The sequence below is a fragment of the Acidimicrobiia bacterium genome, from assembly GCA_041676705.1.
Classification (GTDB): Bacteria; Actinomycetota; Acidimicrobiia; order Acidimicrobiales; family SKKL01; genus Actinomarinicola.
Window position 1 is genome coordinate 17,005 of the sequence record JBAYRL010000001.1, and the last position, 23,655, is coordinate 40,659.

General features: G+C 55.0%; 24 protein-coding genes, 1 tRNA gene and 1 pseudogene. 14 read left to right on the forward strand and 12 right to left on the reverse strand.

Translation table 11 applies throughout. The features are described from left to right. Window positions 1-15: 15 nt before the first annotated feature. The 3 genes from WC184_00080 to WC184_00090 all read left to right on the forward strand — a co-directional run bounded on the left by WC184_00080 (window position 16) and on the right by WC184_00090 (window position 3,787). Complete coding sequence (locus tag WC184_00080) at window positions 16-1,071, forward strand: HDOD domain-containing protein (GenBank protein ID MFA7476279.1); 1,056 nt, start codon at window positions 16-18, stop codon at window positions 1,069-1,071. Continuing rightward, complete coding sequence (locus WC184_00085) at window positions 1,071-3,149, forward strand: EAL domain-containing protein (GenBank protein ID MFA7476280.1); 2,079 nt, start codon at window positions 1,071-1,073, stop codon at window positions 3,147-3,149. Before WC184_00080 ends, WC184_00085 begins: the two co-directional genes overlap by 1 nt. Window positions 3,150-3,304: 155 nt before the next feature. Continuing rightward, entirely contained in the window at window positions 3,305-3,787 is a 483-nt protein-coding gene (locus WC184_00090) for a MaoC family dehydratase (GenBank protein ID MFA7476281.1), read from the forward strand. A 43-nt stretch (window positions 3,788-3,830) separates the two neighbouring features. Here WC184_00090 and WC184_00095 read toward each other — a convergent pair whose 3' ends face one another. The 6 genes from WC184_00095 to WC184_00120 all read right to left on the reverse strand — a co-directional run bounded on the left by WC184_00095 (window position 3,831) and on the right by WC184_00120 (window position 10,404). Further along, complete coding sequence (locus WC184_00095; protein ID MFA7476282.1) at window positions 3,831-4,037, reverse strand: hypothetical protein; 207 nt, start codon at window positions 4,035-4,037, stop codon at window positions 3,831-3,833. A 77-nt stretch (window positions 4,038-4,114) separates the two neighbouring features. Further along, the gene (locus WC184_00100) at window positions 4,115-7,414 is read right to left on the reverse strand and encodes a DEAD/DEAH box helicase (protein ID MFA7476283.1); all 3,300 of its coding nucleotides are present in this window, start codon (window positions 7,412-7,414) and stop codon (window positions 4,115-4,117) included. A 313-nt stretch (window positions 7,415-7,727) separates the two neighbouring features. Next, window positions 7,728-8,855 carry a ferritin-like domain-containing protein gene (locus tag WC184_00105; protein MFA7476284.1) on the reverse strand — a complete coding sequence of 376 codons (1,128 nt, stop codon included), beginning with the start codon at window positions 8,853-8,855 and terminating at the stop codon, window positions 7,728-7,730. Between the two features lie 39 nt (window positions 8,856-8,894). Then, complete coding sequence (locus WC184_00110) at window positions 8,895-9,542, reverse strand: helix-turn-helix domain-containing protein (GenBank protein MFA7476285.1); 648 nt, start codon at window positions 9,540-9,542, stop codon at window positions 8,895-8,897. A gap of 37 nt (window positions 9,543-9,579) precedes the next feature. Further along, window positions 9,580-10,095, reverse strand: a complete 516-nt coding sequence (locus tag WC184_00115) for a hypothetical protein (GenBank protein MFA7476286.1) — start codon at window positions 10,093-10,095, stop codon at window positions 9,580-9,582. A gap of 72 nt (window positions 10,096-10,167) precedes the next feature. After that, a complete protein-coding gene (locus WC184_00120) occupies window positions 10,168-10,404 on the reverse strand; it encodes a DUF3039 domain-containing protein (protein MFA7476287.1) in 237 nt (78 codons plus the stop codon). Window positions 10,405-10,581: 177 nt separating this feature from the next. Between WC184_00120 and WC184_00125 the strand changes: the two genes are divergently transcribed. Then, a complete protein-coding gene (locus WC184_00125) occupies window positions 10,582-11,061 on the forward strand; it encodes a CarD family transcriptional regulator (GenBank protein MFA7476288.1) in 480 nt (159 codons plus the stop codon). Window positions 11,062-11,141: 80 nt separating this feature from the next. Next, window positions 11,142-11,264, forward strand: a complete 123-nt coding sequence (locus WC184_00130; GenBank protein ID MFA7476289.1) for a hypothetical protein — start codon at window positions 11,142-11,144, stop codon at window positions 11,262-11,264. A gap of 127 nt (window positions 11,265-11,391) precedes the next feature. Here the strand turns inward: WC184_00130 and WC184_00135 are convergent, their stop codons facing one another. Next, window positions 11,392-12,168 carry an SDR family oxidoreductase gene (locus tag WC184_00135; protein MFA7476290.1) on the reverse strand — a complete coding sequence of 259 codons (777 nt, stop codon included), beginning with the start codon at window positions 12,166-12,168 and terminating at the stop codon, window positions 11,392-11,394. A gap of 167 nt (window positions 12,169-12,335) precedes the next feature. Between WC184_00135 and lgt the strand changes: the two genes are divergently transcribed. Further along, window positions 12,336-13,166, forward strand: coding sequence for a prolipoprotein diacylglyceryl transferase (gene lgt, locus WC184_00140; GenBank protein MFA7476291.1), 831 nt, complete (start codon window positions 12,336-12,338; stop codon window positions 13,164-13,166). Between the two features lie 16 nt (window positions 13,167-13,182). On the opposite strand, the gene WC184_00145 is transcribed toward lgt, so the two are convergent. Further along, window positions 13,183-14,181, reverse strand: a complete 999-nt coding sequence (locus WC184_00145; protein ID MFA7476292.1) for an aminoglycoside phosphotransferase family protein — start codon at window positions 14,179-14,181, stop codon at window positions 13,183-13,185. A gap of 63 nt (window positions 14,182-14,244) precedes the next feature. Beyond that, window positions 14,245-15,069, reverse strand: a complete 825-nt coding sequence (locus tag WC184_00150; protein MFA7476293.1) for a serine hydrolase domain-containing protein — start codon at window positions 15,067-15,069, stop codon at window positions 14,245-14,247. 109 nt (window positions 15,070-15,178) lie between these two features. Between WC184_00150 and WC184_00155 the strand changes: the two genes are divergently transcribed. The 5 genes from WC184_00155 to WC184_00175 all read left to right on the forward strand — a co-directional run bounded on the left by WC184_00155 (window position 15,179) and on the right by WC184_00175 (window position 20,271). Continuing rightward, window positions 15,179-15,670, forward strand: a complete 492-nt coding sequence (locus WC184_00155; protein ID MFA7476294.1) for a glutathione peroxidase — start codon at window positions 15,179-15,181, stop codon at window positions 15,668-15,670. Between the two features lie 124 nt (window positions 15,671-15,794). Then, window positions 15,795-17,483, forward strand: a complete 1,689-nt coding sequence (locus tag WC184_00160) for an N-6 DNA methylase (GenBank protein MFA7476295.1) — start codon at window positions 15,795-15,797, stop codon at window positions 17,481-17,483. A 66-nt stretch (window positions 17,484-17,549) separates the two neighbouring features. Further along, complete coding sequence (locus tag WC184_00165) at window positions 17,550-18,794, forward strand: homoserine O-acetyltransferase (protein ID MFA7476296.1); 1,245 nt, start codon at window positions 17,550-17,552, stop codon at window positions 18,792-18,794. After that, window positions 18,787-19,989 (forward strand): aminotransferase class I/II-fold pyridoxal phosphate-dependent enzyme, encoded by a 1,203-nt coding sequence (locus tag WC184_00170; protein ID MFA7476297.1) that lies wholly within the window; start codon window positions 18,787-18,789, stop codon window positions 19,987-19,989. Before WC184_00165 ends, WC184_00170 begins: the two co-directional genes overlap by 8 nt. A gap of 6 nt (window positions 19,990-19,995) precedes the next feature. Further along, window positions 19,996-20,271: a hypothetical protein gene (locus tag WC184_00175; GenBank protein MFA7476298.1), complete on the forward strand. Its 276-nt coding sequence runs from the start codon at window positions 19,996-19,998 to the stop codon at window positions 20,269-20,271. 27 nt (window positions 20,272-20,298) lie between these two features. On the opposite strand, the gene WC184_00180 is transcribed toward WC184_00175, so the two are convergent. Then, the gene (locus WC184_00180) at window positions 20,299-20,964 is read right to left on the reverse strand and encodes a hypothetical protein (GenBank protein MFA7476299.1); all 666 of its coding nucleotides are present in this window, start codon (window positions 20,962-20,964) and stop codon (window positions 20,299-20,301) included. 43 nt (window positions 20,965-21,007) lie between these two features. Between WC184_00180 and WC184_00185 the strand changes: the two genes are divergently transcribed. Further along, on the forward strand, window positions 21,008-21,631 hold the full coding sequence (locus WC184_00185; protein MFA7476300.1) for a hypothetical protein: 624 nt from the start codon (window positions 21,008-21,010) through the stop codon (window positions 21,629-21,631). A gap of 67 nt (window positions 21,632-21,698) precedes the next feature. Then, window positions 21,699-21,774 (forward strand) — tRNA-Gly (locus tag WC184_00190). 381 nt (window positions 21,775-22,155) lie between these two features. Here the strand turns inward: WC184_00190 and WC184_00195 are convergent. Further along, window positions 22,156-22,307 (reverse strand): annotated as a pseudogene (locus WC184_00195) (IS256 family transposase). A gap of 310 nt (window positions 22,308-22,617) precedes the next feature. On the opposite strand from WC184_00195, the gene WC184_00200 reads away from it, so the two are divergent. Beyond that, a complete protein-coding gene (locus WC184_00200) occupies window positions 22,618-23,037 on the forward strand; it encodes a hypothetical protein (GenBank protein ID MFA7476301.1) in 420 nt (139 codons plus the stop codon). A gap of 195 nt (window positions 23,038-23,232) precedes the next feature. On the opposite strand, the gene WC184_00205 is transcribed toward WC184_00200, so the two are convergent. Further along, window positions 23,233-23,571, reverse strand: a complete 339-nt coding sequence (locus WC184_00205) for a hypothetical protein (GenBank protein MFA7476302.1) — start codon at window positions 23,569-23,571, stop codon at window positions 23,233-23,235. Window positions 23,572-23,655: the final 84 nt, after the last annotated feature.

The following is a 23,655-nucleotide window of genomic DNA, read 5'->3' on the forward strand; positions in this document are numbered from 1 at the left end:
GCGCAATCGGTGCGCATGAGTGCGGCACTTAGGTTCGGCCTCTTAGAATTTGTAGTCCTAAAGACTCAACCTTCACGTGCCGATGCCGACATTATTGATGTGCGTAAACCGTCTGAGGCTTATGCCGATGTGCTCGGCGGCCCAAATGAGGCCCCAAACTCTTTGGTCAGTGATCAGAGGTTCATTCGTGCTGTCGATCTTGAGCATGCGGAAGCCGACATTGAAATGACTTTGGAGGAAACTGAAGCGGAGGAGTATCGACAAGAAGTTGAGCTACTTCTTCAGGCCCTCGAATCGTTGCCCACCCATCCCACCATTGCCTTGCGGGTGCTGTGGCTAATTGATGACCCCACTTCAAATGTTGCCAAGTTGGCCAAAGTGGTAGAGCTCGATCCTCTGCTTTCAGCACAGCTAATTAGGATTTCAAACTCGGCTTACTACAGCCTTCGAACGCCAGTAACGAATGTTCCGCGTGCAATAGCAGCCTTGGGATTCGCTACCGTTCGGACCCTCGCGGCTTCCTCAGCGGCTGGGTTGAGTGAAGATCAGGCGGTGGTGCCCCAAGATTTCTGGACATATGCCGCTGGGGTGGCCAATGCAGCGCAGCTTTTGGCTCCTCGCTACTTCGTGCCACCTTCAGACGCTTTTGCTTTGGGTCTGTTACACAACCTTGGTGAAGCTTTACTTCAACAAGCTTCGCCCTCCGCTTGGGAAGAGCTAGGTCAGCGTCATACCTTGGATGAAGAGCACAAGCTGTTTGGTGTGAGTCACGCCGATGCGGGGGCGCGAGTGCTTGAGGCCTGGCGTTTTCCCGGAGCTTTTTGTGAGGCGGTGGCGAACCACCATCGTAAGCTGAGCCCCCGCGAGACGCCTCTCACCCGGTGCCTGATAGCCTCGCAGCTAGTGGCTGATTTGGCGTTGAACCGCCTGAGTTTTAATCAAGCTGAAACAGCACGCATTTTGCTGGGCTTGGAAGGTATTGAAGACGAATCTCTAGACCGCTATGTGAGCCGAGTTAAGTTTGAAGCAGCCTCACTAGCAGCGGTGCTTGATACTGCGGAAATGCCCTGATGCGACCGAAGGACAGGCTGTCAGATTTCGAGCGGAGCGCGCTTGAACACCTGCCCGCCGGGCTGATTGTTTGTGATCGTGAAGGCCGGGCGCTTTTTGCTAATGCGCTGGTTCGTGAAATTGCCGGTCTGCCTGAGAGCCAAGGCGACTTTGATGTTTGTGAGTTGCTCGATGTTGACGGCAATTTTGATGACATCATGACCCGGGCGACACAGGCGGCCACTGTTGGTCGAAATACCCCGATTGAGGTCACCGGTACCATACGGTATTCCGAGGATATTAATATTCCGGTCGTGATGCTTATTAAGGCATTGCCAGCAGTGAAAGCCTGTAGTGTTCTTATTAGGGTTTTAGGTGAGGAATATAATAAGGCGTTGCGCCTACGTCTGGCCGAAGAACGCTTAGAGCACTTAGTTACTAATGTTCCTGCCGGTATTATTTCCTCAGAATTCGGCATGCGTGCAGACTATATTAACGAATACGCAGCAAGAATATTTGCTAGCAGCGTGGAAGACCTTTTAGGTTTTGGCTGGCTTGACCATCTCGATGAAGATGGGGCGTATCTGGCTGAAGATGCCATTGGTCAAGTGCTGGTAGATGGCAGCGCGCGAATCTTCACGTCATCACTAAAGTCAAGGGAAGGGTTGGAACGTCGGGTTAGGATCAAGGTCGCTCGAGCGGGCCTCGCTAACCGTGACGTTGGCTTTGTTGCCACTATTGAAGACCTAACCGAGAGCGATAACCTCAACCGTCAGCTTCGGGTGCAAGCCACCCAAGACCCCCTCACCATGCTTCCTAATCGTGAGGTGCTTTGGAGCGAGCTTGACGAGGTATTAAAGCTTAATATAGCACAAGCGGCGGTTTTGTTTATCGACCTTGATGATTTCAAATATATTAATGATTCCTTAGGTCATTCTGCTGGTGATCATCTACTTACGGTAATTGCCGAACGGCTTCGAGTTTGTGCCAGAGCAAGTGATTTGGTGGTGAGGTTTGCTGCCGATGAGTTCGTGGTGTTGCTGCGTCACGTTAATAAACGCAGTGACGTAGAAATTATTTCAGAGCGTATTCTGACCGCGATATCCGAGCCGGTAGCTTTGGAAGGCGCCACCGTCATCATTACCGCCTCCATTGGTATAGTTTGGCCGAATGACTATCCCAAAGCCCTGCAACCAATTGGGGTTGAGACGGTACTCCGCGATGCCGATTTGGCTTTGTTGCAGGCCAAATGCTCGGGGAAGAACCGAGCCCAGTCATTCCGAGAGAGCCTACGTGACAAATCGAAACGACACATTGGCTTAGCGGCCGCGCTAAGGCGAGCCATCGAAGAAAACAACAATACCGGCGAAATTTACTTGCACTTCCAGCCGATTATCGACTTGGAGACTAGCCATCTAAAAGGAATGGAAGCGCTAGCTCGCTGGAACAGTCCAGAGTTTGGGGGAGTTAGTCCCGGTGATTTCATTCCAGTTGCTGAAGAAACAGGTTTGATCACACGTCTTGGTGAACTGGCGTTAAACCTGGCTGTTGAGGAGATAGCGAAGTGGCGGCAATACCCCGGCGCTGAGCATCTTTATGTGTCGGTCAACATGTCAGCTACCGATCTGAATGATTTTGCGTTGATTGATCGGGTGGAACGTGCGTTGGCAACTCGTTCCTTGCCCGGTGAGGCACTGCATTTAGAGCTGACCGAATCGGCAGTTATGGCCGATCCGGCCGAGGCGCTGCAACTAATTTCGCTGCTTAGGGCTTTGGGTACCCCGATTTCGATTGACGACTTTGGCACTGGGTATTCGTCCCTGGCCTATCTGCAACGTCTACCCGTTGACATGGTGAAAATCGACCGTGAGTTCATCTCTAGCATTGAGGAATCTGGTACCGCTCTGGTCGGTGGTATTGCCGCATTGGCGCGCGCTCTCGATCTGTCGGTAATTGCCGAGGGGGTTGAAACGGCCAAACAAGTCGAGCTGTTACGTGCTCTCGATGTTCCTTATGCCCAGGGCTTTTACTACAGCCGGCCGATTCCAGCTGTTGCTATGTCAGAACTGGTTCGTAAGATCGATCGGCCTTTAACTTAACCCTTCACGCTCATTGGAGCATACCAGCCGGTTTCGGTCGTGCTTCAGAAACGACGACGTTCTGGCGAGCAAGCTCATCTGAGCTTCTACCTTGGTGCCATACCGCTGCGCTGACTACGGTTCGAGCAAGTATTTACTTCGAGAGGACTGAAATTATGTCAAGCAATGCTGAGCGGGCGTATGAGGTTTTGAAAGCCACCGAGGGGACCGACGAGGGCGTTGGTGCCTGGTTTGAAGTCACCCAAGAGCAGGTCAACGAATTTGCTGATATAACCCAGGACCACCAGTTCATTCACGTCGACCCCGAACGTGCCGCGGCCTCTACACCCTTTGGTGGCACCATTGCGCACGGTTTCTTAACGCTTTCAATGCTCACTCATCTGTCGGGTTCGATTAAAGCTGAAAACAGCACCGGCCCGCTAGAAGGTGTGGTCATGGGCATGAACTACGGCTTTGACAAGGTGCGCTTTGTGTCGCCGGTGAAGGTCGGTTCCAAAATTCGTGCGGCAAGTACCGTAAAGAGTGTGGAACTGAAGGGCTCCAATATCCAGGTGACCAAGACCTATACCGTGGAAATTGAAGGCAGCGATCGGCCAGCCTTGGTTGCCGACTGGATCACGCTCATTTTCTTCGCTTAAGGCGCGGTGCCTGGTATCTAAACTTTTTGTGAGGCGACCAGGTTTATTCGTCGGAGTCGTCAGGCGCTTCGACAAGGCCAGCAGCATTGGCTAAGGCAGCCGCGGTGGCGGCTGCCTTACGGCTGGCGAGTTCTAGAAAGCGAGCGGCCTCGGTGGTATGAGGTCCAAAGGGCGGGCTTCCCAGAGACCGAATAATTGCTCCCGGATCGTCAACGGCCTTAATCGGCTCGGAACGATCTGGCTCGGGCACAACCTTCCAGAACTCAAGTGGCTGCGGTGACCTAGACTTTCCGCGACCCGATTTTTTTCGGCTCCGATGTCTACTCGTCATACCAGTGCCACCTCTTCCTCATCATCGACCAAGAGTGAATCGGTTCGGAGACCCAACGCACTGCGAAGCTGTTCGGCATCAAGATCAGACAGCGAGCTTGATTTCGGCAAGACCATGTTGGCGATATGGCGTTTACCGGCGACTACTTCTTCCACACGCTCATCGATTGTGCCGGGACATACCAATCGCCGCGAGACTACGGTGCGAGTTTGGCCAATTCGCCAAGCACGGTCTCGGGCCTGGTCTTCCACCGCTGGGTTCCACCAACGGTCGTACAGCACAACATGGCTGGCCGCGGTTAGGTTTAAACCGGTGCCGCCGGCCTTGAGAGAAAGAACCAGGGCACCTGGTCCTTCTCCGGTTTGGAACTCACGAACGATGCGATCACGCTCAGTGCGTGAAAGCCCGCCGTGGTAGCACTCGACTTTGTGACCGAACTCTTCGGTCAAATGATCTGCCAAACGCATGCCCCAACGGGCGAAGTGGGTAAAGATCAACACTCGTTCTTCTGAGGCGTAAACCTGACGAACGATCTCTTCTAGACGGGTTAGTTTGCCCGAACGGCCGTGGAGGGGTCGGCCATCGTCTTCATAGGCCGCTGGATGGTTACAGATCTGTTTTAGCGCTGTTATGGCAGCCAAAATCTGACCTTGGGCCGGTTGTTGGGCATCTTCACCAATCAAGCTAGGTGGTGCCACCAACTTGTCAAGCACCGCTTGATAGAGGCCAATTTGTTCGGGTGTCATGCTGCAATGGTCGAGCTCGTCGATTCGGTCGGGCAGCTCGGCCGCCACCGCTGGTTCAGCCTTCGTGCGACGGAAGATAAGAATGCCATTTAGGGCCCGTAAACCAGCTTCGGCACCTTTAGGTGTGTGCGGGCTGGTGTTGGTCGATAGTTGAGCCACAAAAGTTGAGCGAGAGCCGACCAAGCCGGGGTTGGTGAAATCGAGAATGGCCCACAGGTCGCCTAAACCGTTTTCAACCGGGGTACCGGTAAGGGCCAAGCGCATATCGGCGTTGATTTGGCGCAGCGCTTGTGAGGTTTCGTTGGTGGGGTTCTTAATGGCTTGGGCCTCGTCGAGGATCATACGCCGCCAGCCGCAATTGGCGAGCAGGTCGAGGTCGCGCACCGCGGTTCCATAGGTCGTAATCACCAGATCGGTTCCCGCCAGCGCATCTTTGAATCCTTGGCCCTCCAAACGATTAGGACCGTGATGAATTAGTACCCGAAGCTGCGGCGCGAATCGGGCCGCTTCAGAAGCCCAGTTCCCGACGATGGCGGGTGGCACAATGATTAACGAGGCGGCTTCGCCCCGGGTTCGTGCTAAGTGGCCCAAGACGGTTGGCGTTTTGCCAAGGCCCATATCTAGTGCCAAGCATCCACCCAACTCAACCGAGTCGAGGAAGCTAAGCCAACCGAGAGCTTCGGCTTGGTAGCTACGAAGTTCACCTTTGAACCCTTGCGGTTTAGTGATTGGCTCGGTGGTGGCCGTACTGGCCCGTTCGAGTAGGTCGGCAGCCCAGCTGTTTCCGACAACAGTAATGCCGCCAGAAAGTCCGCTACCGTCGAGACCAACTCCGAAGCGCAACACCTCGGCCCCGGTCATCTGCGTTCGTTGCGAGTGCTCGGCGAGAGCGGCAGCTGCTTCGGCTAAATCGGCGCGATCAAGTTCGACCCAGCGTCCGTGCGATCGAATAAGGGGTCTGGCTTCCGACGCCAAAGCAGTGATCTCGGCTGCGGTGAGCTCAACATCGTCGAATACGGCCGACCAGCGCACGTTGGTGAGCTGGTTAGCCCCAACAACGCTTTCGGTACTTTCGGTGCTTAAACGGAGAGTGGGCGAAGGCCTACGACGTGAAAGCGCGGGGACACGAACATCAAAACCTGCGGCTTGAAGCAAGGGGCCCGTTTTGGTCATTAATTCCCAAGCCTCATCTTGTGCCAGATACACCTGGCCTCGGCGTAGGGCCCCAGGGCGTTTGAGAGCCGGTAGTAATCGCTCGAGCCGATCGAGCTGCGAAGAGGTTTGGCGCTTTGACCTAGCGTCGATAAGGGCCACTTCGACCGGGATGTATTCACCTCCCGAAGTGGGATGCTGTACCGACAAGAACCAGGCGCCACCGGAGTCGGGTGGGTCGAGGGTGACTAGCAAGCGACTTGAGATTGGGTCGGTAACAGGCCGCGCCCACCGATCGATGCGAGAAGCTACTTCGCTTGAAGTTTTGTGGGGTGCTGTGAACACCGAGCCGTCGAGGCGGGTGAGCAGGGCTTCGGCCACATCAGAAGTGCTTTGAGGGTTAGGTGGGGGAGCAGGCAACGAGAGACGGCTGGCCGAATCGCTGACAATGGCATGCACAACATTTGACAGTAGGGCCTTAACCACGTCGCGGCTTTGTGCCTTTGCGACCGCGGTTACTGGCCCGGGCATGGTTTTAGTGAAGCCTTCTAGCCGTTTTGTTTCCACCAAGGCCGGTTGCCAACGCAGCGACACATTCGATGTGCTTGACGAGGGCTGCCCTTTGGGGGCCGAGCTTTCAACCTGAACCGTGGGTACCACGGCACCTTGTGCTACTAGCTGAACACCCCAGGCCACCACCCGAGCGAGCCACAAGACGCTCGGACTCACATAGGTTTCTGATGAGTTGTTGCCACCAATTACGGCCAGCCAACCAAGCACCTGGGCAATGGAGGTTGAGAGGGCAAAAGCGGTTTCGTTTCCGGGCAGGTTTACCGGATCGTGCTCTTGCCAAACGTCGGTGGGGGCACCTAAATCAGCTAGGAATTGGCGCAGGGTTTTTTCATTCCCGGAAGGTGCTGCTGGTCCACCGCTCCAAGCCACCAGGTTGGGGTTAGCCCAAGAGAGGTGTAGGTGGGTTTCACCAGGGGATTGCACCACAGCTATTGCTTCAGTTGATGAAGTGGCGTCTTCCAGCAGTTCTAGAGCTGTTTTGAGGCGCTGCCGTTCGCCGTCAAAATCGGCCACAATTTGGGCACGTTCAGGGCCACGCATGCCGCGCAGCTCGTCCAAAATTTCTTCGGTTTCTTCGAGGAGCGTGTCGAGGGTGCTGAGCCAACGTTCACGATTGGCATTAAGGAGCGCCAGTTGTTGCGGTGACGCTTCGGCGCTGGCGGCTAACTCGATGAGAGCAATTAGTTCTTCCTCGGAAGGCTCTTCTTCAATCGGCTTTGGTTTGCCAGGTGTGGCCGCTCGAGTTGAGTTTTTAGGCACAACGATTTTGGGCGTAAGCGGCGCCTGGTTTGTGGGTGGTTTAACCACTCCGGTAGCTGGCTGCATTAATCTCCACGAATCACAGAAGGCCCCTCAGACTGCTTATCGCAGCGAGATCTGCCGATTGCTAGTTGCAGAAGTTTCTTAGGAGGCGGCTCTGACGTTCCCGAAATGGGAAAGGTACGAAGCCCCTAACCCGAGCGCACTCGGATATAACCCGTTGCCTTAGCCTACCGCTTTGTCCGAGCCAAGATGCGAATTTGATCGATGAAATAAAAAGAACGACAGCCGGTACCAAAAACGACTTTGGCCGAACCAGGAATCTCCCGGCTCGGCCAAAGTTTATTACTTAAGGATTTGTGAGTTTGTGTTGGGCTACTTACGCCTCGCTGCTGGCACGATCTTGTGCCACAGCATTGTAGGTGTCGTAGTCGCTGGCGGTGTCGTCATCGGAGAACTCGAACTCCATTAGACCGGCCTTTTCCCATTCCTTGCGGAGGTAGCCATTGTTGGCATCGAGCAGACCAAGCTTGCGTACGTTTGGCACCAGTTTGGCGAAGAAACCACGCTGGAAGCTTGAAACCGAGTTCACACCGAACTCTTCCATGGATTCGATGAGCAACGGAAGGACCTGATCGTAGCTAACACCCATGCGGTCCCATACCTCAGGGGTTGAGGCACGTGAGCGGCTGCGAAGAGTGTTCTCAAGCATGAACTCTTGACGGTCTTTCAGCTCGGGTTCACTGAGGTGCTGGTAGTGCTCGCCGAGGCTCAGAATTCCAAAGGCTACGTGACGGGCTTCATCGGCCATGACATAACGGATGAGCTTCTTCAGTAGTGGTTCTTTGGTTTGGCGCAACATGTCGCCAAAGGCCGCCAAGGCCAAGCTTTCGATCACGATCTGCATTCCGAGATACGAGATATCCCAACGGCTATCGGTGATCAAAGCGTCGATCTGCTGAGCGAGGAAGGGACTCATTGGGTAATGGTCTTCCATCTTCTCGTACAAATAGCGAGCGAAGACCTCGGTGTGGCGAGCCTCGTCCATTACCTGGGTTGAGGCGTAGTACTTAGCGTCAATCCAAGGAACCGTCTCTACGATTTTGGCGGTAACGATCATGGCACCTTGCTCACCGTGCATGAACTGGCTGAGCTGTGCTTTTTGAAGCTCAACAGCCAGCTGGCTGAACTCTTTTTCGCTCCAGTTCTTAAGCGGTGAGTTGGGCATTTCGGCAACTTTGCGGGCCAAAAAGACTGTGGGGTGATCGTGATAGGCCTCACGCTCGATGTCGACGTCAGTTGACCAGTCAAGGTCGGTCACGCCGCTCCACTGGTTGTCTACGCCCTTGTTGTACAAGGTGACGAGTTGATCTCGCTCACGCTCGTAACGCCAGGTGAAGATGGAGTCTGAATGATCTTCAACAAGTTTGAAGGCTTCGTTCATCTCGGCCTGGCTAGGCAGGGTGAGATCAGGTCCGGTGTTGGTAGGTAGATCGGTTGCAGTCATTTTGGTGGTCCCCCTCTGTTGGGCCGTTGGATTTGGTGGTTATTTGGTTTGATCTTGAAGTGCACTGATCATGTCGGCAGGTCGGCCAAAGCTGGCGACAACGCGGCTGATCAGGGTGGCCCAGTTTTCTGGCTCGGTGCTTTCAAGCCCTGAACCTCGGTAAAGTAAGAGGCCAAGTTGCATTACCCGAACGAAAAACAATACGGCTTCGGGGTTTATGTCGTCATCAATCGTGCCGTCTAGCACGGCTGCTTCGACCAACGGAGCGTGGGCAACTTTCCAGCGTTCCTCAGCTTCAGCAATAGCCGCTGCTACTTCAGGTTCGCGCCTTGCCGCCACATAGGTTTCCAATAGTAGAGCCTCGCGATCTTCCAGGCCCGGTTTGATTTTAAGAGCGGAAGTTTTTACGAGGTCGGCTACTTTGGCGATTCCTTCGGCTGAAAGCGGTGCCTGCGGTACAGCTCGAGTGGTAACTGCCTCGTGGAGCAACTCGGCTTTGCCGGTGAAGCGTCCGTATACCGCTCCGGTGGTGAGGCCTGCTCCGCGGACAATTTCTTGGATACGTGCACCGTCGTACCCGTGATTGGCGAAGACCGATGCTGCTGAATCGACCAGCCGTTCGCGTACGGGGTCGCTCATAGTTGCCCAAGCGGGGTCGTGGATGAGCGGGGCTTCGGAGTTCGCCATAAGTCCATAATAACGTTTATTCTCATTGTGTCAAGTGTCACTTGTCGATAATTGTTCGAATCTTGCCAAGCGACGCACTAACTTTGGGCGGCGCTGGCACCGGTGGAGCCATTTGGGCAGCTCCATCGGGTTCTTTGGCCGGTTTCAGGTGTCGTGAGCGGGTGCCACTTATGGCAACCACCATTACCAAGGCTGCTAATGCTCCGGTGGCTAAAAGGATGAGACCCCCACCTAACATCCACGCCAACAAGAGCAACACGGCCGCGCAGATAGCACCTACCAAAGGCAGAATTGGCGTTGATTTGGTCGGAATCACCACCGAGGCTTCGGGACGCGCCTTAATAGAACGTCCACCTACCTTGGCCTCAAATACCATTTGCGCCAGTGGAATCAATGCTCCACGCACACCCGATTCGTTACCGGAAGCAACGGCTGGCTCTAAATCCCGCAATAGTCGAGCTACTCGTTGCCAAAGATCATTGGGAAGCAACACCCCTTCTAAAGTTGAGAGGGTTTGTTCCACTTCATTTTCAAGCTCGGGACTCAACTCCACCCGCCACTCCTTTTTGCGTTCGTGCGCGCTACCGTGCTGGTTCTGTTCTCCACGCCAAGACAGTGAACAGGATTAATTATTGCCAGCGTTACTGGCGGCGGCTTTGATTTCGGCACAGCTTGGGCACACCGGATAACGATTTGGATCGCGAGTTGGGGTGAACCGTTTGCCACAGATGGCCGTAATGGTCTCACCAGTTACCGCGGCACGAGCAATGTCAGCTTTGCGTGCATAGTGCGCAAAACGTTCATCGTCACCGTCGTCTAAGCTCGGACGAGCTGTATCTGGGAGTACAGAGGGTTGAGCCATTCAGGCCATGCTAACGGATTGCACACAACTGCGGCAGTTTCGAAGCGCCAAGGTGATCAAATCTTCGGCCAACGTTGGATTGTCAATCGCCTTTAAGTCTCTAGATAGTGGAAAATGAGGGGATTCAGGCAAAAATCTGGCATTCTAGAAGTAGAACTGCGCCATTACAGGAGTCATATGTCGTTTAAGCCTGGCGATCGAGTTGTGTATCCGCATCACGGAGCCGCAGTCATCGAACGTAGAGAAAACCGCTTTGCCTTTGGTGAAGAAACTGAATATCTAGTTTTGCGGATGGCGCACGGTGATCTGGTGCTGTCGGTGCCAGCCGACAAAGCCGAAGACGTTGGAATGCGACCGCCGATTAGTGGTGAAGACGTAGAAGATCTTTTCGAGCTGCTCCGGAAGAAAGATGTACGTGAACCTTCGAACTGGAGCCGTCGCTTCAAGAACCACCAGGAGAAACTAAAGTCGGGCGACGTGTATCAGGTCGCTGAAGTGGTGCGAAACCTGGCTTTGCGCGAAGTTTCTAAGGGTCTGTCGGCTGGTGAGAAATCGATGTTGGTACGAGCCCGTAGCGTATTGGTTTCCGAGCTCAGCTTCGCTCTTGATGTTTCAGAAGAAGAAGCTCTCCGCTTAGTGAACGAGTCACTTCTTTAGCGCCGTACCCCTGCTGTGTTTAGTTGTCAGCACAGCCAAGCGTTAATCCGGTCCGCCTCGACCCACGAGAGGAATAAAACATGCCGAATCCTCCCTCGCGGGATGAACCAGTTTCTGGTCATCCCAAATGGTTAGCTATCTGGCTGATGGTAGCGGTGGTGGCGTTTTTGTTCTTGATCTCAGCACTGAGCGTGTGGGGCTAAACCCATCGATCGAAAATTCTAAAAGCCGGGATCGGCTGCAGAAATAGAGGGCGGCGGCACCGCAACGACGGTGCCAACCCACCTAACCGAACCAGATATACGTTCCTGCGCTTAGAAACGCTGCGAGCTACCGAGTGCCGGTAATACCACCATCAACTGGAATAATGGTTCCAGTCAGATACGCTCCGGCACGGCTAGACAAGAAGATCGCGGTGCCTGCTACATCATCAGGCCGGCCAATGCGGCCAAGTGGGTTGTTGCGAGCAATTGAATCCCCAGCAGCTTCCAAGGTTGCCGCCATCATTTTCGATTCAAAGGGCCCCGGAGCAATGGCATTTACCGTGATCCGTTTAGGCGCTAGCTTCCGAGCAAAGACCCGCGTTAGCTGATGCACAGCGGCTTTAGAGGCCGAATAGGAATATGTTTCTAGTGCTGGCACATGGATTCCATCGACCGAACCAATATTGATGACTCGGGCGGGGTCGTCGTCGGTGCCAGCCGCATCTAAGAGTGGGACCAAATGTTTGGTCAGATGAAAGACACCCTTCACATTCAGATTTAGCACTCTATCCCAGGCGGCATCGTCGAAATCTTCGAGGGGTGCACCCCAAGTGGCACCAGCATTGTTTACCAATATGTCGAGGCGTTCTTCACGCTCGGCGATCTCGTTAGCTAAGCGGATGCATTCGGCTTCGGTGGAGAGATCAGCGGGCACCGAGACAACAGTGCCGAATTCTGAGAGCTCGGCGGCCACTTCGTCGCAAACAGCCGCCTTGCGAGACGAGATATACACTTTGGCACCGGCCTCCACGAAACCGCGGGCGATCATCAAACCTATGCCACGACTACCACCGGTAACCAACGCTGTTTTGCCCTCAATGTTGAAGAGGTTCTTGCTGCTCACGCATTCTCCTTGATCGATGCCGTGGTTATCGTTCATAACTTAGTGCTACGAACCTAGTTGCCCCCAGACCCTAAATGCCCGTCGGTTCTGATCTATCGTGGAGGGTCGCAGTCGTTGCGATTGAGCACCTCGTTCAAACCTCTATTAGCTAAACTAGGTTGAAAATTTTGTTATTCAGCTCAATACCGAGCCCTTCGGGTGGTTCCATCTCGATTGGACCCTTGCAGCTAAGGGCTTACGGCCTAATGATTGCCTTGGGAGTGGTAGCGGCCGTCTGGCTGGCTCAGCGCCGGTGGGCCCAAAAGGGCCAAAACCCCGATGACATCTCAGCCATTGCCATTTGGGCAGTACCGGCCGGTCTAGTTGGTGCCCGCCTTTATCATGTGGCCACCGACTGGAAACGCTACAGCGGCAATTGGGGCGAGGCCTTTGCCATTTGGAACGGTGGTCTTGGTATTCCCGGGGGGATGGCCCTGGGTGTAATTGTTGGGCTAATGGTGGCCCATCGCCGGCGGCTCTCTGTGCCGCTCATCTTAGATGCCGCCACTCCAGCATTACCGCTAGCTCAAGCTATCGGCCGATTTGGAAACTGGTTTAATCAAGAGCTTTTTGGTGGGCCTACAGATTTACCGTGGGGTTTAGAAATTGATCCGACTCATCGGCCAGCGCGCTACATGCAATACGAAACGTTTCATCCGACTTTTTTGTATGAAGCGCTCTGGAACTTGGCCTTGTGCGGCTTCCTGATCTGGGCCGAGCGAAGTGGACGTCTAAAGATTGGACGCCTGTTTCCGCTGTATGTATTGGGCTATTTCATCGCCCGGCTTGGTTTGGAGTTGATGCGAAGCGATCCAGCCAGTTTGGTTCTCGGTATACGAATCAACGTCTGGACAGCATTACTGGGCATTGTGGTTGGCGGATTCTTTGTGGTCACAGGTCTTCAGAATTCCAAAGGCGCAACGATGGACGCAGTGTCAGCCGATGATCCTGAGGAATAGCGAATTGGCGGTTCGGCTAACGGTTCAGCTGGCTTAGGTAACCAGTACCACGCACCGTGGCCGCCAAGCGGTGATATGGATGATGCTCCCACAAATCATCCACCGATCCCTCTGGAGGATGTTTCACCAGGTCTCGTAGATCGTACGCCATGGCAAAGAGGCGCATTCGGCTGTATTGATCGGAAAATGCGAACAAAGCCGGGTAATCCTTGGCCAGCCACCAGGGAACATCTTGATAGTCGACGGGTCGAGCCAAGTGCTCATAATCCGGTGCCACGTGAAGATGTGGCAAGGCGCAAAAACGTAGCAATACATCTAGGTCTAGATCGCAAGGTGCTGGCCGTGACCACTCGAAATCAAGTACGGCCGAGATTTGCTTGCCATCCCACATGATATTTTCGAAAGTTAAGTCGCCATGCACTAACCCGGTGGCTTCAAAAGGCGTTATCGAGCCAGCTAGAGCGATCACTAACTCTTCAGCCTCATCGAAGAGCTCTTTGTCGAGATTGGGAAAGGTTCGTGCTTTGTCGATCGCTACCAACAAAGGCATGACTGGTGTGAATGTATCGGGCGACAAAAGCTGGGGTGTAGAGTCGCTAATATCGGGCAAATTAGGAGGTGGTGCCGTTTTATGCAGGGCCATTAGGCGCATCGCTAGTTGGTGAACAGCTTCGCGGCGCTCAATTTTTGACATGGTTGGCCATGCACGAGACAGAACCTGGCCCGGAACCTGGCGAACAATTAACCAATCAGCGCCTGGCTTACCTCCGTAGGCCACGACCTCGGGGTAACCCACTTCTGGCGGTAGGTAGGGCGCCAGATACGCTTCGCGACGTAAGCGGGGGTCTAGGCGACGATTCACCCGAATAACGTATTCTTCGCCGAACCAAACCTCGTTCGTAACGCTATCGGCACGGCGGAGCGGCATTTCCATATCTAGCCCGGCTTCTTGCAAGGCCCGACGGGCTCGGGCCATGGCGAAACCAGTTGATGCTTGGGGGCTAGTTGACGACACGCGTTTTACAAGGGTTTAGTTAATACAACTGTGAATTATAAGTTCATACAGTAGCTCGCGAAATCACCCTCTGGTTAAGGCCGTCAGCACTTTTGAACCTAAATCTTGCCACAACGGCGTAGCCCATTCACCAAAATCTCGATTACCGAGCACGACTAGGCAAACCTCGGCAACCGGATCAACCCAAAAGACACTGCCTGAACGGCCAAAGTGACCAAACGTTTTTGGTGAAGCCTGTGGGGGTGTCCAGTGAGGTTCTTTAGAGTCCCGAATCTCAAAACCTAAACCCCAATCGTTTTGTGTTTGGGGGCCGTAACCAGGCAATACGCCCGCCAGATTCGGAAATGCTACTTGTGTTGCCAGTTCAATGGTCTCATCAGAGAGAATCCGACCATTCGGATTCAGCAACTCGTTACCTAAGAGCAATAGATCATCGACGCTGCTTGTGGCACCATGCGCTGGTGAACCGCCAAGTACGGTGTTGGACATACCAAGTGGTTCGAGCACCGCTTCATGCAGGTATTGAGCAACCGGGAGACCGCTATGTTCATATAGCGCTGCGCCTAGAGTTTCATAGCCCGTATTTGAATAGATTCGTCTAGTGCCAACCGGGGCCAAGATTTCGTTGTTATCGAGAGCTAGACCTGAGGCGTGGGCTAGAAGGTGTTTAATGGTCGAACCTGGAGGACCGGCGGGCTGGTCGAGGCTCAAGGTGCCTTCTTCGACCGCCACCAGTACTGCCAAGGCGACTAGAGGCTTAGTTACCGAAGCCAGTTTGAAGATTTGACTAGTGGGACCGTGCTGAAGCGAGGTGCTGCCCGGGCCGATAGCGCCAGCGGCGACTTGTTCCACCGGCCAAGCCTCAACTTGGCTAAGAATGCTGTTCACGCTATATGAGGTTAGTGTTTGACTTTCGGGCCTGTACCTCGAAATGTCCCAATCAGCCACTAGGGTTCATTTCACAGAAATATTTCTAAGCACCGACAGGGGAGTGCTGATGTCTATTTATGATAATTCAATTGCGGCGTTAGATGGGGGTACCGAACCTTCGCTGGCTGAACAAAAAGGCAAGCTCACCTTGATGGTGAATGTGGCGTCGAAGTGTGGGCTCACTCCGCAGTATGAACAGCTAGAGGATATTCACGAGAAGTATTCCGATCGTGGTTTCGCTGTGTTGGGCTTTCCTTGCAACCAATTTGGTGCCCAAGAACCCGGTTCACCAGAAGAGATTGCCGAGTTCTGTTCAGCAACTTATGGCGTAACTTTTCCCATGTTCGAAAAGATTGACGTCAACGGTGAGGATCGCCACCCTATCTATCAAGAGTTGACCCAAAAGACCGATGCCGAAGGTGAAGCCGGCGATATCAAATGGAATTTTGAGAAGTTCCTGGTGTCTCCCCAGGGTGAAGTGCTCGAGCGTTTTCGACCCACCGTTACACCCGATGCTCCTGAGGTAATCGCCGCCATTGAAGCCAACCTTCCTCGTTGAGATCAAAAAGTTTCGACTCGAGGCCGTTCAACTGAGCTTCGGTAACTGGTGTTGGGTCCATGGTTAGCTTTGGCCCAGAGGTTTTTCCAGTGGCGTCACAGCATTTAATCTTCAGTTGGAAACTATGAAAGATAGGCGCTCTCGAGGTGCTGTTTTCACTCCGCCAGCCATTGGCCGCAAGCTTGCCGAAGTGGCCCTGGCTGGTCGGGTCACCCCGAATAGTGTTTGCGATCCGGCCGCCGGTGATGGCCGCCTACTTGGGCAAATTGCAGCATTAACCGGCAATAAGACCAACCTCTTTGCGGCCGACATTTTCCACCCGAGCTGGCTAGATGGCAGTGACGAGGATGGAGAGATTATTGCCGACTGCGATTTTTATCATGGGAACGCGTTATTAGCCGGTCTTGACGCCTGGCAGGACGCACCTGAAGCAGGCTTCGATTTGGTAATTGGGAATCCTCCCTTTAGGAATCAGCTTGAACGCCGAACCTGGTTGGAGACCAGCGAACGAGCCGCCTTGAAAGAGCGGTTTGGGGCAGTGGCTTCGCTTTACGCCGATACTGCATCGATGTTCTTGGTCCACGCGACCCAAATTGCAGCGCCTGGTGGGCGAGTAGCGATGATTATGCCGCTTTCGTTTCTTACGGTTCGCGACGCTCAACCGGCCCGCCAGCGAGTGCTAGAGCTGGCCGACTTGGTGGGATTGTGGGTGGCCAATGCTCAAGTTTTCCCAACAGCGACGGTGCAGGTTTGCGCAATCATTTTGGACCGAAAACCCCTAACTTGCCCATCCGTTGTTTCGAATGGCGCAGCTGGCCTGCACACGGTCTTCCCTCGGCATGACACGACGGCGGTAGTCAACGAGGTAGACACGGCGGTTGATGACAAACCAAGTGACCCAGTTGAGCGCAGCACTTGGGTGCGCCGGTGGAGTGGGGAAGCGTGGTCGAAAGCTGATGCCATCGAGGTTGACCAGGCTTCGTTACGCGAGGCTGCCACGTGGGGCCATTTGGTCTCGGATCTGGTGCACAATACGCCACGGAGCACGCTCAAAACAGCAGGTTTGTTGGGCCATCTAGCTAGCGCTACGGCTGGCTTTCGACGGCAGTTCTACGGACTTGCTCCCCATGTTTTCGAGGCACCTTCCGAACTGATTCACGAGAACAGCTATGGTGGCAGCGTCAAACCGTGCCACCCATTAGCGACCACCGGCTTGCGAGAGGTGCCCTTGCCGGTAATTACCTCAGGTTTGATTGAACCAGGCAGGGTACTTTGGGGTGAACGCTCAACGCGCATCGCGGGCCACACCTGGCAAGCGCCAGCATTACTTGCTGGTTCAGTGGCCGATGACAGCTCATTGCTGCGGTGGCTTGAGGCACGGTTAGTCGCGAAAATCGTGTTAGCTACTCAAACACCAGTGCTCGAAGCAGCGCCCGATCTAAGTGGACATTGGGTGCCCTCGACGCCAGTTATTGCAGTGCATGTGGTACCCGAGCGTCTCTGGCATGTGCTGGCAGTCTTGTTGTCTCCGCCAGCTTCTTGGTGGGCGGCCAGCACGTATGCCGGTGCAGCCTTGTCGGTCAACGCCATCAAAGTTTCCGCCAGCCAGGTTGAACAGATTCCACTACCTGGCGATTCAGAGCAATGGGACTCTGCCGCGCTGATGCTGGCCGACGCTTACGAAGGGTCTTTGGCGGGCTGTAACATGGCCGCAATAGTTGACGCGGCTAAGATCATGACTGAGGCATATGCGGCTTCACCAAAAGTTTTTGACTGGTGGTACGACCGCATTGCTCCAAAGCTTGATGGGTAGGTTGACGGCACTCAAATGGCAGGGCCACTGTTTTAGTTCCACCAAGTGGATTTCAAAGGTTGGATTGTGTCGCTAGACGCTCGTGGAACTGACAACAAAAATGGTGCTCCCTCGGGCCTGTCGCGAGCTAACCGACCAGAGTCGCATCCCAGTCGATTGCCCGTAAGTGGGGCATGGCGGCTTGGCGATCCGCCTGGTAATCGTAAGTTCCATCATCAAAACGCGGCGCGCCCGTTCGTCACAGAAAGCGGCGGCGTGTTCCACGGGGTCGATTTGGCTTATGAAACCTGGGGAACTTTAAACGGTGACTCATCGAACGCAGTACTAATCTGTCATGCCTTAACCGGAGATTCACACGTGGCCGGGCCTAGTGGACGTGGTCATGCCGTCGCAGGATGGTGGGACGACTTAGTTGGCCCGGACAAGTCCATAGACACTAACGAGTGGTTTGTCGTTTGTGTGAATGTGCTGGGTGGCTGCCAGGGCTCGACCGGCCCGTCTTCGCTAAACCCGGCGACTAATACGCCCTATGGTTCAGAATTTCCGGTGGTCACTATACGAGACATGGTTCGCAGCCAGGCGCTAGTGGCCGATGCACTTGGAATTGAAGTTTGGGCAGCGGTTGTTGGTGGGTCGATGGGAGGAATGCAGGCGCTCGAATGGGCCATTATGTTCCCCGACCGTTTGCGTGCCATGGCCACTCTGGCGAGCACCGCGCATGCCAGTGCCCAGCAGATAGCGTGGAGCCACGTGGGGCGTCTGGCCATTGGGAACGATCCTAAGTGGCGCAACGGCGATTACTATGAAGCGGCCGAAGGTGACGGTCCACATAAGGGTCTGGCGCTGGCGCGAGCCATTGCTCAGATCCATTATCGAACAGAAGTGGTTTATGCGCAGCGCTTTGGTCGTCGCAGTATTGAATCGCTTGACAATTTTGGGCTTTGGAACCGTTTCGAGGTGGAGGGCTACCTCGACTATCACGGTGAAAAACTGGTGCGCCGATTCGACGCCAACAGCTATCTGGTGCTGAACAAAGCTATGGACCTGCACGATGTCGGGCGGGGTCGAATAAACAGTGACCGAGCCTTAGAGCGAATTAGGGTGCCAGTTCTGACCATGAGCATCGATTCTGATGGCTTATACCCGCCCTACCAGCAAGAACACCTTGCGGAAGTGCTGAATCGCCACGGTCACCTGTTTGAACACGTCAACATTCGAAGCGATCACGGACATGACGGTTTTTTGGTGGAACCAGCGCAAGTTGGGCCGCCTCTGACACGATTGTTAAATAAGGTTTGTGGAAATGAATGATTCGTCGCCGCATTGGCACCCCGACACGAAATTGATCCGCAGCGGACGTGGCGACAACGACACCGCATTAGCCCCGGTGCTATGGAACACCACCACTTTCGTTTCCCCGTCGGTGGAGGAAGGTCGGCGCTTGGCGACCACTCCCGGTCAAACCAGGTTTTATAGCCGCTACGGCAACCCCACCGTGCAGGCTTTTGAGCAGGCCATTGCCGATCTTGAAGGAGCCGAGCAGGCCCGTGCTTTTGCTTCAGGGATGGGTGCGATAAACGCTGTGATTTTGGGTTTGTGCTCCACTGGAGATCACATTGTGACCCAGCAACAGCTTTACGCTGGTACGCAGATGCTTTTTCAGGCGGTTTGCCCCCGTTTTGGGATTGACGTGACCTTTGTCGATGCCACCAAACCGGGCGCTTTCGCTGAGGCTATTCGCCCCGGTAAAACCATGATGGTGTTTGCTGAAACCCCTGCTAACCCGAGGCTCGATCTGGTCAATTTGGCCGAGCTTGGCGAAATTGCTGGGCCGCTGACGGTGGTTGATTCCACCTTCGCCACACCCCTTGGTCAGCGACCTTTAGAATATGGGGTTGATTTGGTGCTGCATTCGGCCACCAAAGCTATTGGTGGGCACAACGATGCCACCCTAGGTGTGGTGGCCGGTTCCGCTGAGCTGATTGCTTGGCTATGGGGTTACGCGGTCCTTCAGGGCGCTAATGCTTCTCCGACCGAAGCCATGAATGGGCTGCGAGGTTTGCGGACGTTGGGGGTGCGCCTAGAACGACAATCGGCCACGGCGCTGGCCTTAGCAACAGCCTTGGAAGGCCACCCTGGCGTGACCGATGTGCGCTATCCGGGTCTCCCATCGCATCCACAGCACAAACTGGCTTGTGAGCAGCTTGACTATTTCGGTGGACTGGTGGCTTTCGAACTGGCCGGTGGTTACGACGCTGGTGTGAGGTTGGTAGAGGCCACCAATATTGCCCAACTGGCAACGTCGCTCGGTGGACCCGAGACTCTGATTACTCATCCGGCATCAACAAGCCACGTAAGTCTGTCACCTAAAGAGCTAGAACTGGCTGGCATTACTCCGGGCACCATTCGAGTATCGGTAGGCCTTGAGCATGCCGATGACGTAGTGGCCGATTTAGTCGGCGCTTTAGATTCTGATGCTTCCTCAAGTGCTGTTTCGGAAGCATAAAGACCAGTGATCAAACCAAAGCTTGCCATCGGACTGTTCTGTTTTGTGCTGACGGGCCTTGTGGCACCTGGTGTCAGTGCTCAGGTCGATGATGGTAATACCACTAGCACGACTGTCGCCGAGGCACCCGAAGTGGTCGACAATGCTCAAGCGACCATCCAAAAAGTTATGTATGGCCTGATTGTGGTTGGGGTGCTTCTCTTGGCCTTGGCCGTGTTCTATTGGTGGAAAACGCGTCCGCAACCACCGCGTTCAGAGAATGTATATCGGCGTGATGACTAGCGACCGTACTTCTGAGACGCTGGTCACCTAGTATTTAGCGCAGGCTAGAGATTTTATTTCGGGAAGTGTTCCATAAATCGCAAGTAGAAATGAGGACAGTGTTATGTCTGACCTGCCTACGGACCCACATGACTCGCCAGTTTCACCTGAAGTCGGGGCCGATGCGCCACTAGACGATGCCTCGGGCGTGCCTGCCGCAACGGAATCAAACTTAGAGTCGCCAACGCCGACTCCGCCCCCTCCACCACCAGAACCCACACCGCCACTTCCAGAACCTCCAGGGCCAACGCCACCCGAGCCGAGCCCTCCATTGCCTGATCCACCAGAACCAGCACCACCACTGCCTGATCCGCCGATTCCTACACCGCCCCCACCAGGGCCAACCCCACCCACCCCGCCAGTTCCCACGCCTCCTGGTCCGACTCCGCCGACGCCCGTTCCGCCCAGACCGGTACCGCCAGCTCCTCCCAGTGCTGTAGCTCCGCCGCCCCCGCCGTCTGGGGCCGTTGGCTCTGATACGCCGCCGCCCCCGCCTGGAGCTACCGGGTCGTCTGCACCGCCGCCGCCACCACCCCCGGTTCCTAACGACTCGGGTAGTGACGTGCCTTCGCAACCGACGCCGCCACCTCCGCCCCCTGCTCCAGCACCACCGGAACCGCCAACGCCACCGGCACCTCCTGCCGAACCGTCCACACCGCCTCCACCACCCGCGGCAGATTCGTCATCATCGGCACCGGTGCCTCCACCGCCTGGAGCTACCGGGTCGTCGGCACCGCCGCCACCGTCACCAGGTCCATCGGCCGTGCCACCTCCTCCGGCCCCACCGATTCCACCGGTGCCGCCAGCTCCACCAGGTGCGCCTGCCGCCCCAAATGTTCCGCCCCTGCCGGCCGCGCCAATGCCACCCGCGGCTTCGTCTGTACCAGCTCCGCCTCAGGCCGCTCCATTGAGCCCACCGCTGGTAGCAACCACCGAAGACCCTCATGCCGTGGGTGCTGCTTTAGGGCGCTTGGGCATGTTGTCGCGTCGTTCAGCTAAGACCGCCGCTGCTGTTATCTCGGCATTGCTTCATGATGGCGAGATGGTCGAGTTTGGTGTCGGTGGAAACTTCCTCGGAAAATCGGCCTTCGCAGTCTTGACCGATCAACGTTTGTTGCTGGTGAACGACCGGGAATGGAAGCCCGATGTTGTGAACCTTGATGTGGATAGTTCTCTTGAAGTGCAGGGTATGGGCGATGACCGTTCGGCTTCGCTTACCTTTACCTCGGGTGCCACTACGGTCATGGTCGAAAGCATTAGCGATACTGCTTTGGCTCGCGAGATGGCGCAGCGAGTTCGAGCTAGAACAGGCCAGGCGTAAACCAGGTCACGGAGCTTTTTCTCTCAATTCGCACTTTGGTGCGAAAGTGCTAAAGTAAAAGCTTCGTGCGGACGTAGCTCAGCTGGTAGAGCATCACCTTGCCAAGGTGAGGGTCGCCGGTTCGAATCCGGTCGTCCGCTCCAACTAGAAGCCCCAGCCTCGGCTGGGGCTTCTTGCGTTTTAACCTGCGGTTTTCGCTTGTTTTTCCGATTAGAAATTGTGCCCACTTGCTTGCCGGGTTGCATTGTTCGGTTGGTGCGCCATTTGCGGGCAGCTGCGTAGGCGGAGTTGCAGCTTATTCGTAGGAGTGTTCCTGCTTCTTCGATGGTGAGGACTGCTGGTTCGGCGGTTTTGGTTGAGGCATGATGATCTCCTGATCGAAGTGGTTTCGCGCAGTGCCACTCGGCCGTAACACCGCTCCGATCTCCTGCCATCTGGATCCCCCTCCTGCTAGGTGAGATGGGTCTGTTTCATTAACGCTGTTTGTGGCGGTTTCATTTAGTAGATTTCTGGGGCTGGCCAGCGGTTAGCTCCTCGTCCAATGCCGTCTCCAACATCCTTTTGGTGGACGGTCTTAACAAACCGTCGGTGCCAGTCAACTGTAGACCTGTTCCTGGGCCGGCCTCGCCAACTCAACCGCAGCGGCATTCTCAGCCGACGGTTCGGCCTTCTTTTCGGTGTATGCACATTATTAAGTGTCGCAGTCAATACAGCACCCATCCCACCAAGCCCACAGCGTAAACGTGTCAGGCCAAAGACACCGTTAAACCACGGTCCCGGTGAAACCAACTGGTTGTCAGTTGGCTCTAGCGATGGCGGAGTTTGTGCTACTGAGTCGTCAGCGCTTGAGCCGCCTTCCGCTGTCGGCCTTTGGCCAGAGGCCGTCCGGGTTCAAGCCCTAAGCGCCGGAGTCTTATCAGACCCTCTAGGGTCTGGGGGCGATCTGGATTCAGTATGGTCGTGTAGAGAGGAAGTAGGTTAGCGATATGTCAAGGGCTTCACAGAGCGTTACTGTCATTGTGCTGATGGCGATATCTGCACCTATTTTTGCTCTCGTCCTACATACGGTGGCGTTAGGTTGGGGCTTTAGGCCAGATGTCGATCCAGCGGGCCATTTCCCGATCGTGTTTCTAGTTGGCATGGTCGGAGCGCTTATTGTCGCTGCGTGTACTACTTGCGGTTGGGGAATTGCATGGGCCGTTGTAGTGGGTGCGGCGTGTGCGGCGATTCTTCCTGTGCAGTACTTGGCCGGTAGCGAGCTAGAGCCGGACCAGCGTGTGTCGCTTTTCTTTGGCCCACCGGTGATATTTTTCGCTGCACTCTTAGGTGGCTGTATCGGTGCTTGGCTGGGTGCGCGTTTGGCAGGGCAGAGAGAGACTAGCCGACGGGTCTTTCCCAATCCCTAGGACGAGAATCACAACCATCACAAATGGATGATTCAACAACCTGTCTAGGGACCCGCCCCACGAAACGATTCCGCACCGACCCGTCTAACAGGTAACACCACCACTGCTGGACCTTAAAATCACTGCTCCCACAAATACCCTGCCCGCACCCGCCGCGACCCAGAGCACTTCAGTGTTACCTGTGTGTGGATGAGGTCATGAACCGGTTTGGAGGCGACTACCTTGGTGAGTACGTGGCATTGCTCGATCGTGTGGCTGTAGTGATGCGGATTCCTTCCCAAAATCGGCTGCGACCTCGGCCAAGGACGAACGGGCACCGGTGTCCGCTGAGGCTCGCTCTCGAATTCTCTCGGCTATAGCAATGTCTTCGGCGATATCGAGCAGTAGCTGGAACATCTCGAGCGGAACGACAACCGCTTCAGCGTTGCGGTGCTCGCCAAATACGATCGGTTCGGAGTTGAGACCTTCTATTCGAAATCTAGCGACGTACTTTAATAGATCTCGACGAACGTTGCTGATTGTCTCTACCTTCACAAAGCCTCCAAATATTTTTAACAGGCGCATGTATAGGAATACGTACATATTAAGATGCAAAAATTGGGATGATGTGAGACCAGT

Bases quoted from the DNA above. Each gene is read 5' to 3' on its own strand.
- WC184_00080 (MFA7476279.1), top strand. From the start codon at position 16: ATGAGTGCGGCACTTAGGTTCGGCCTCTTAGAATTTGTAGTCCTAAAG.
- WC184_00085 (MFA7476280.1), top strand. From the start codon at position 1,071: ATGCGACCGAAGGACAGGCTGTCAGATTTCGAGCGGAGCGCGCTTGAA.
- WC184_00090 (MFA7476281.1), top strand. From the start codon at position 3,305: ATGTCAAGCAATGCTGAGCGGGCGTATGAGGTTTTGAAAGCCACCGAG.
- WC184_00100 (MFA7476283.1), bottom strand. From the start codon at position 7,414: ATGCAGCCAGCTACCGGAGTGGTTAAACCACCCACAAACCAGGCGCCG.
- WC184_00105 (MFA7476284.1), bottom strand. From the start codon at position 8,855: ATGACTGCAACCGATCTACCTACCAACACCGGACCTGATCTCACCCTG.
- WC184_00110 (MFA7476285.1), bottom strand. From the start codon at position 9,542: ATGGCGAACTCCGAAGCCCCGCTCATCCACGACCCCGCTTGGGCAACT.
- WC184_00120 (MFA7476287.1), bottom strand. From the start codon at position 10,404: ATGGCTCAACCCTCTGTACTCCCAGATACAGCTCGTCCGAGCTTAGAC.
- WC184_00125 (MFA7476288.1), top strand. From the start codon at position 10,582: ATGTCGTTTAAGCCTGGCGATCGAGTTGTGTATCCGCATCACGGAGCC.
- WC184_00130 (MFA7476289.1), top strand. From the start codon at position 11,142: ATGCCGAATCCTCCCTCGCGGGATGAACCAGTTTCTGGTCATCCCAAA.
- WC184_00155 (MFA7476294.1), top strand. From the start codon at position 15,179: ATGTCTATTTATGATAATTCAATTGCGGCGTTAGATGGGGGTACCGAA.
- WC184_00160 (MFA7476295.1), top strand. From the start codon at position 15,795: ATGAAAGATAGGCGCTCTCGAGGTGCTGTTTTCACTCCGCCAGCCATT.
- WC184_00170 (MFA7476297.1), top strand. From the start codon at position 18,787: ATGAATGATTCGTCGCCGCATTGGCACCCCGACACGAAATTGATCCGC.
- WC184_00200 (MFA7476301.1), top strand. From the start codon at position 22,618: ATGTCAAGGGCTTCACAGAGCGTTACTGTCATTGTGCTGATGGCGATA.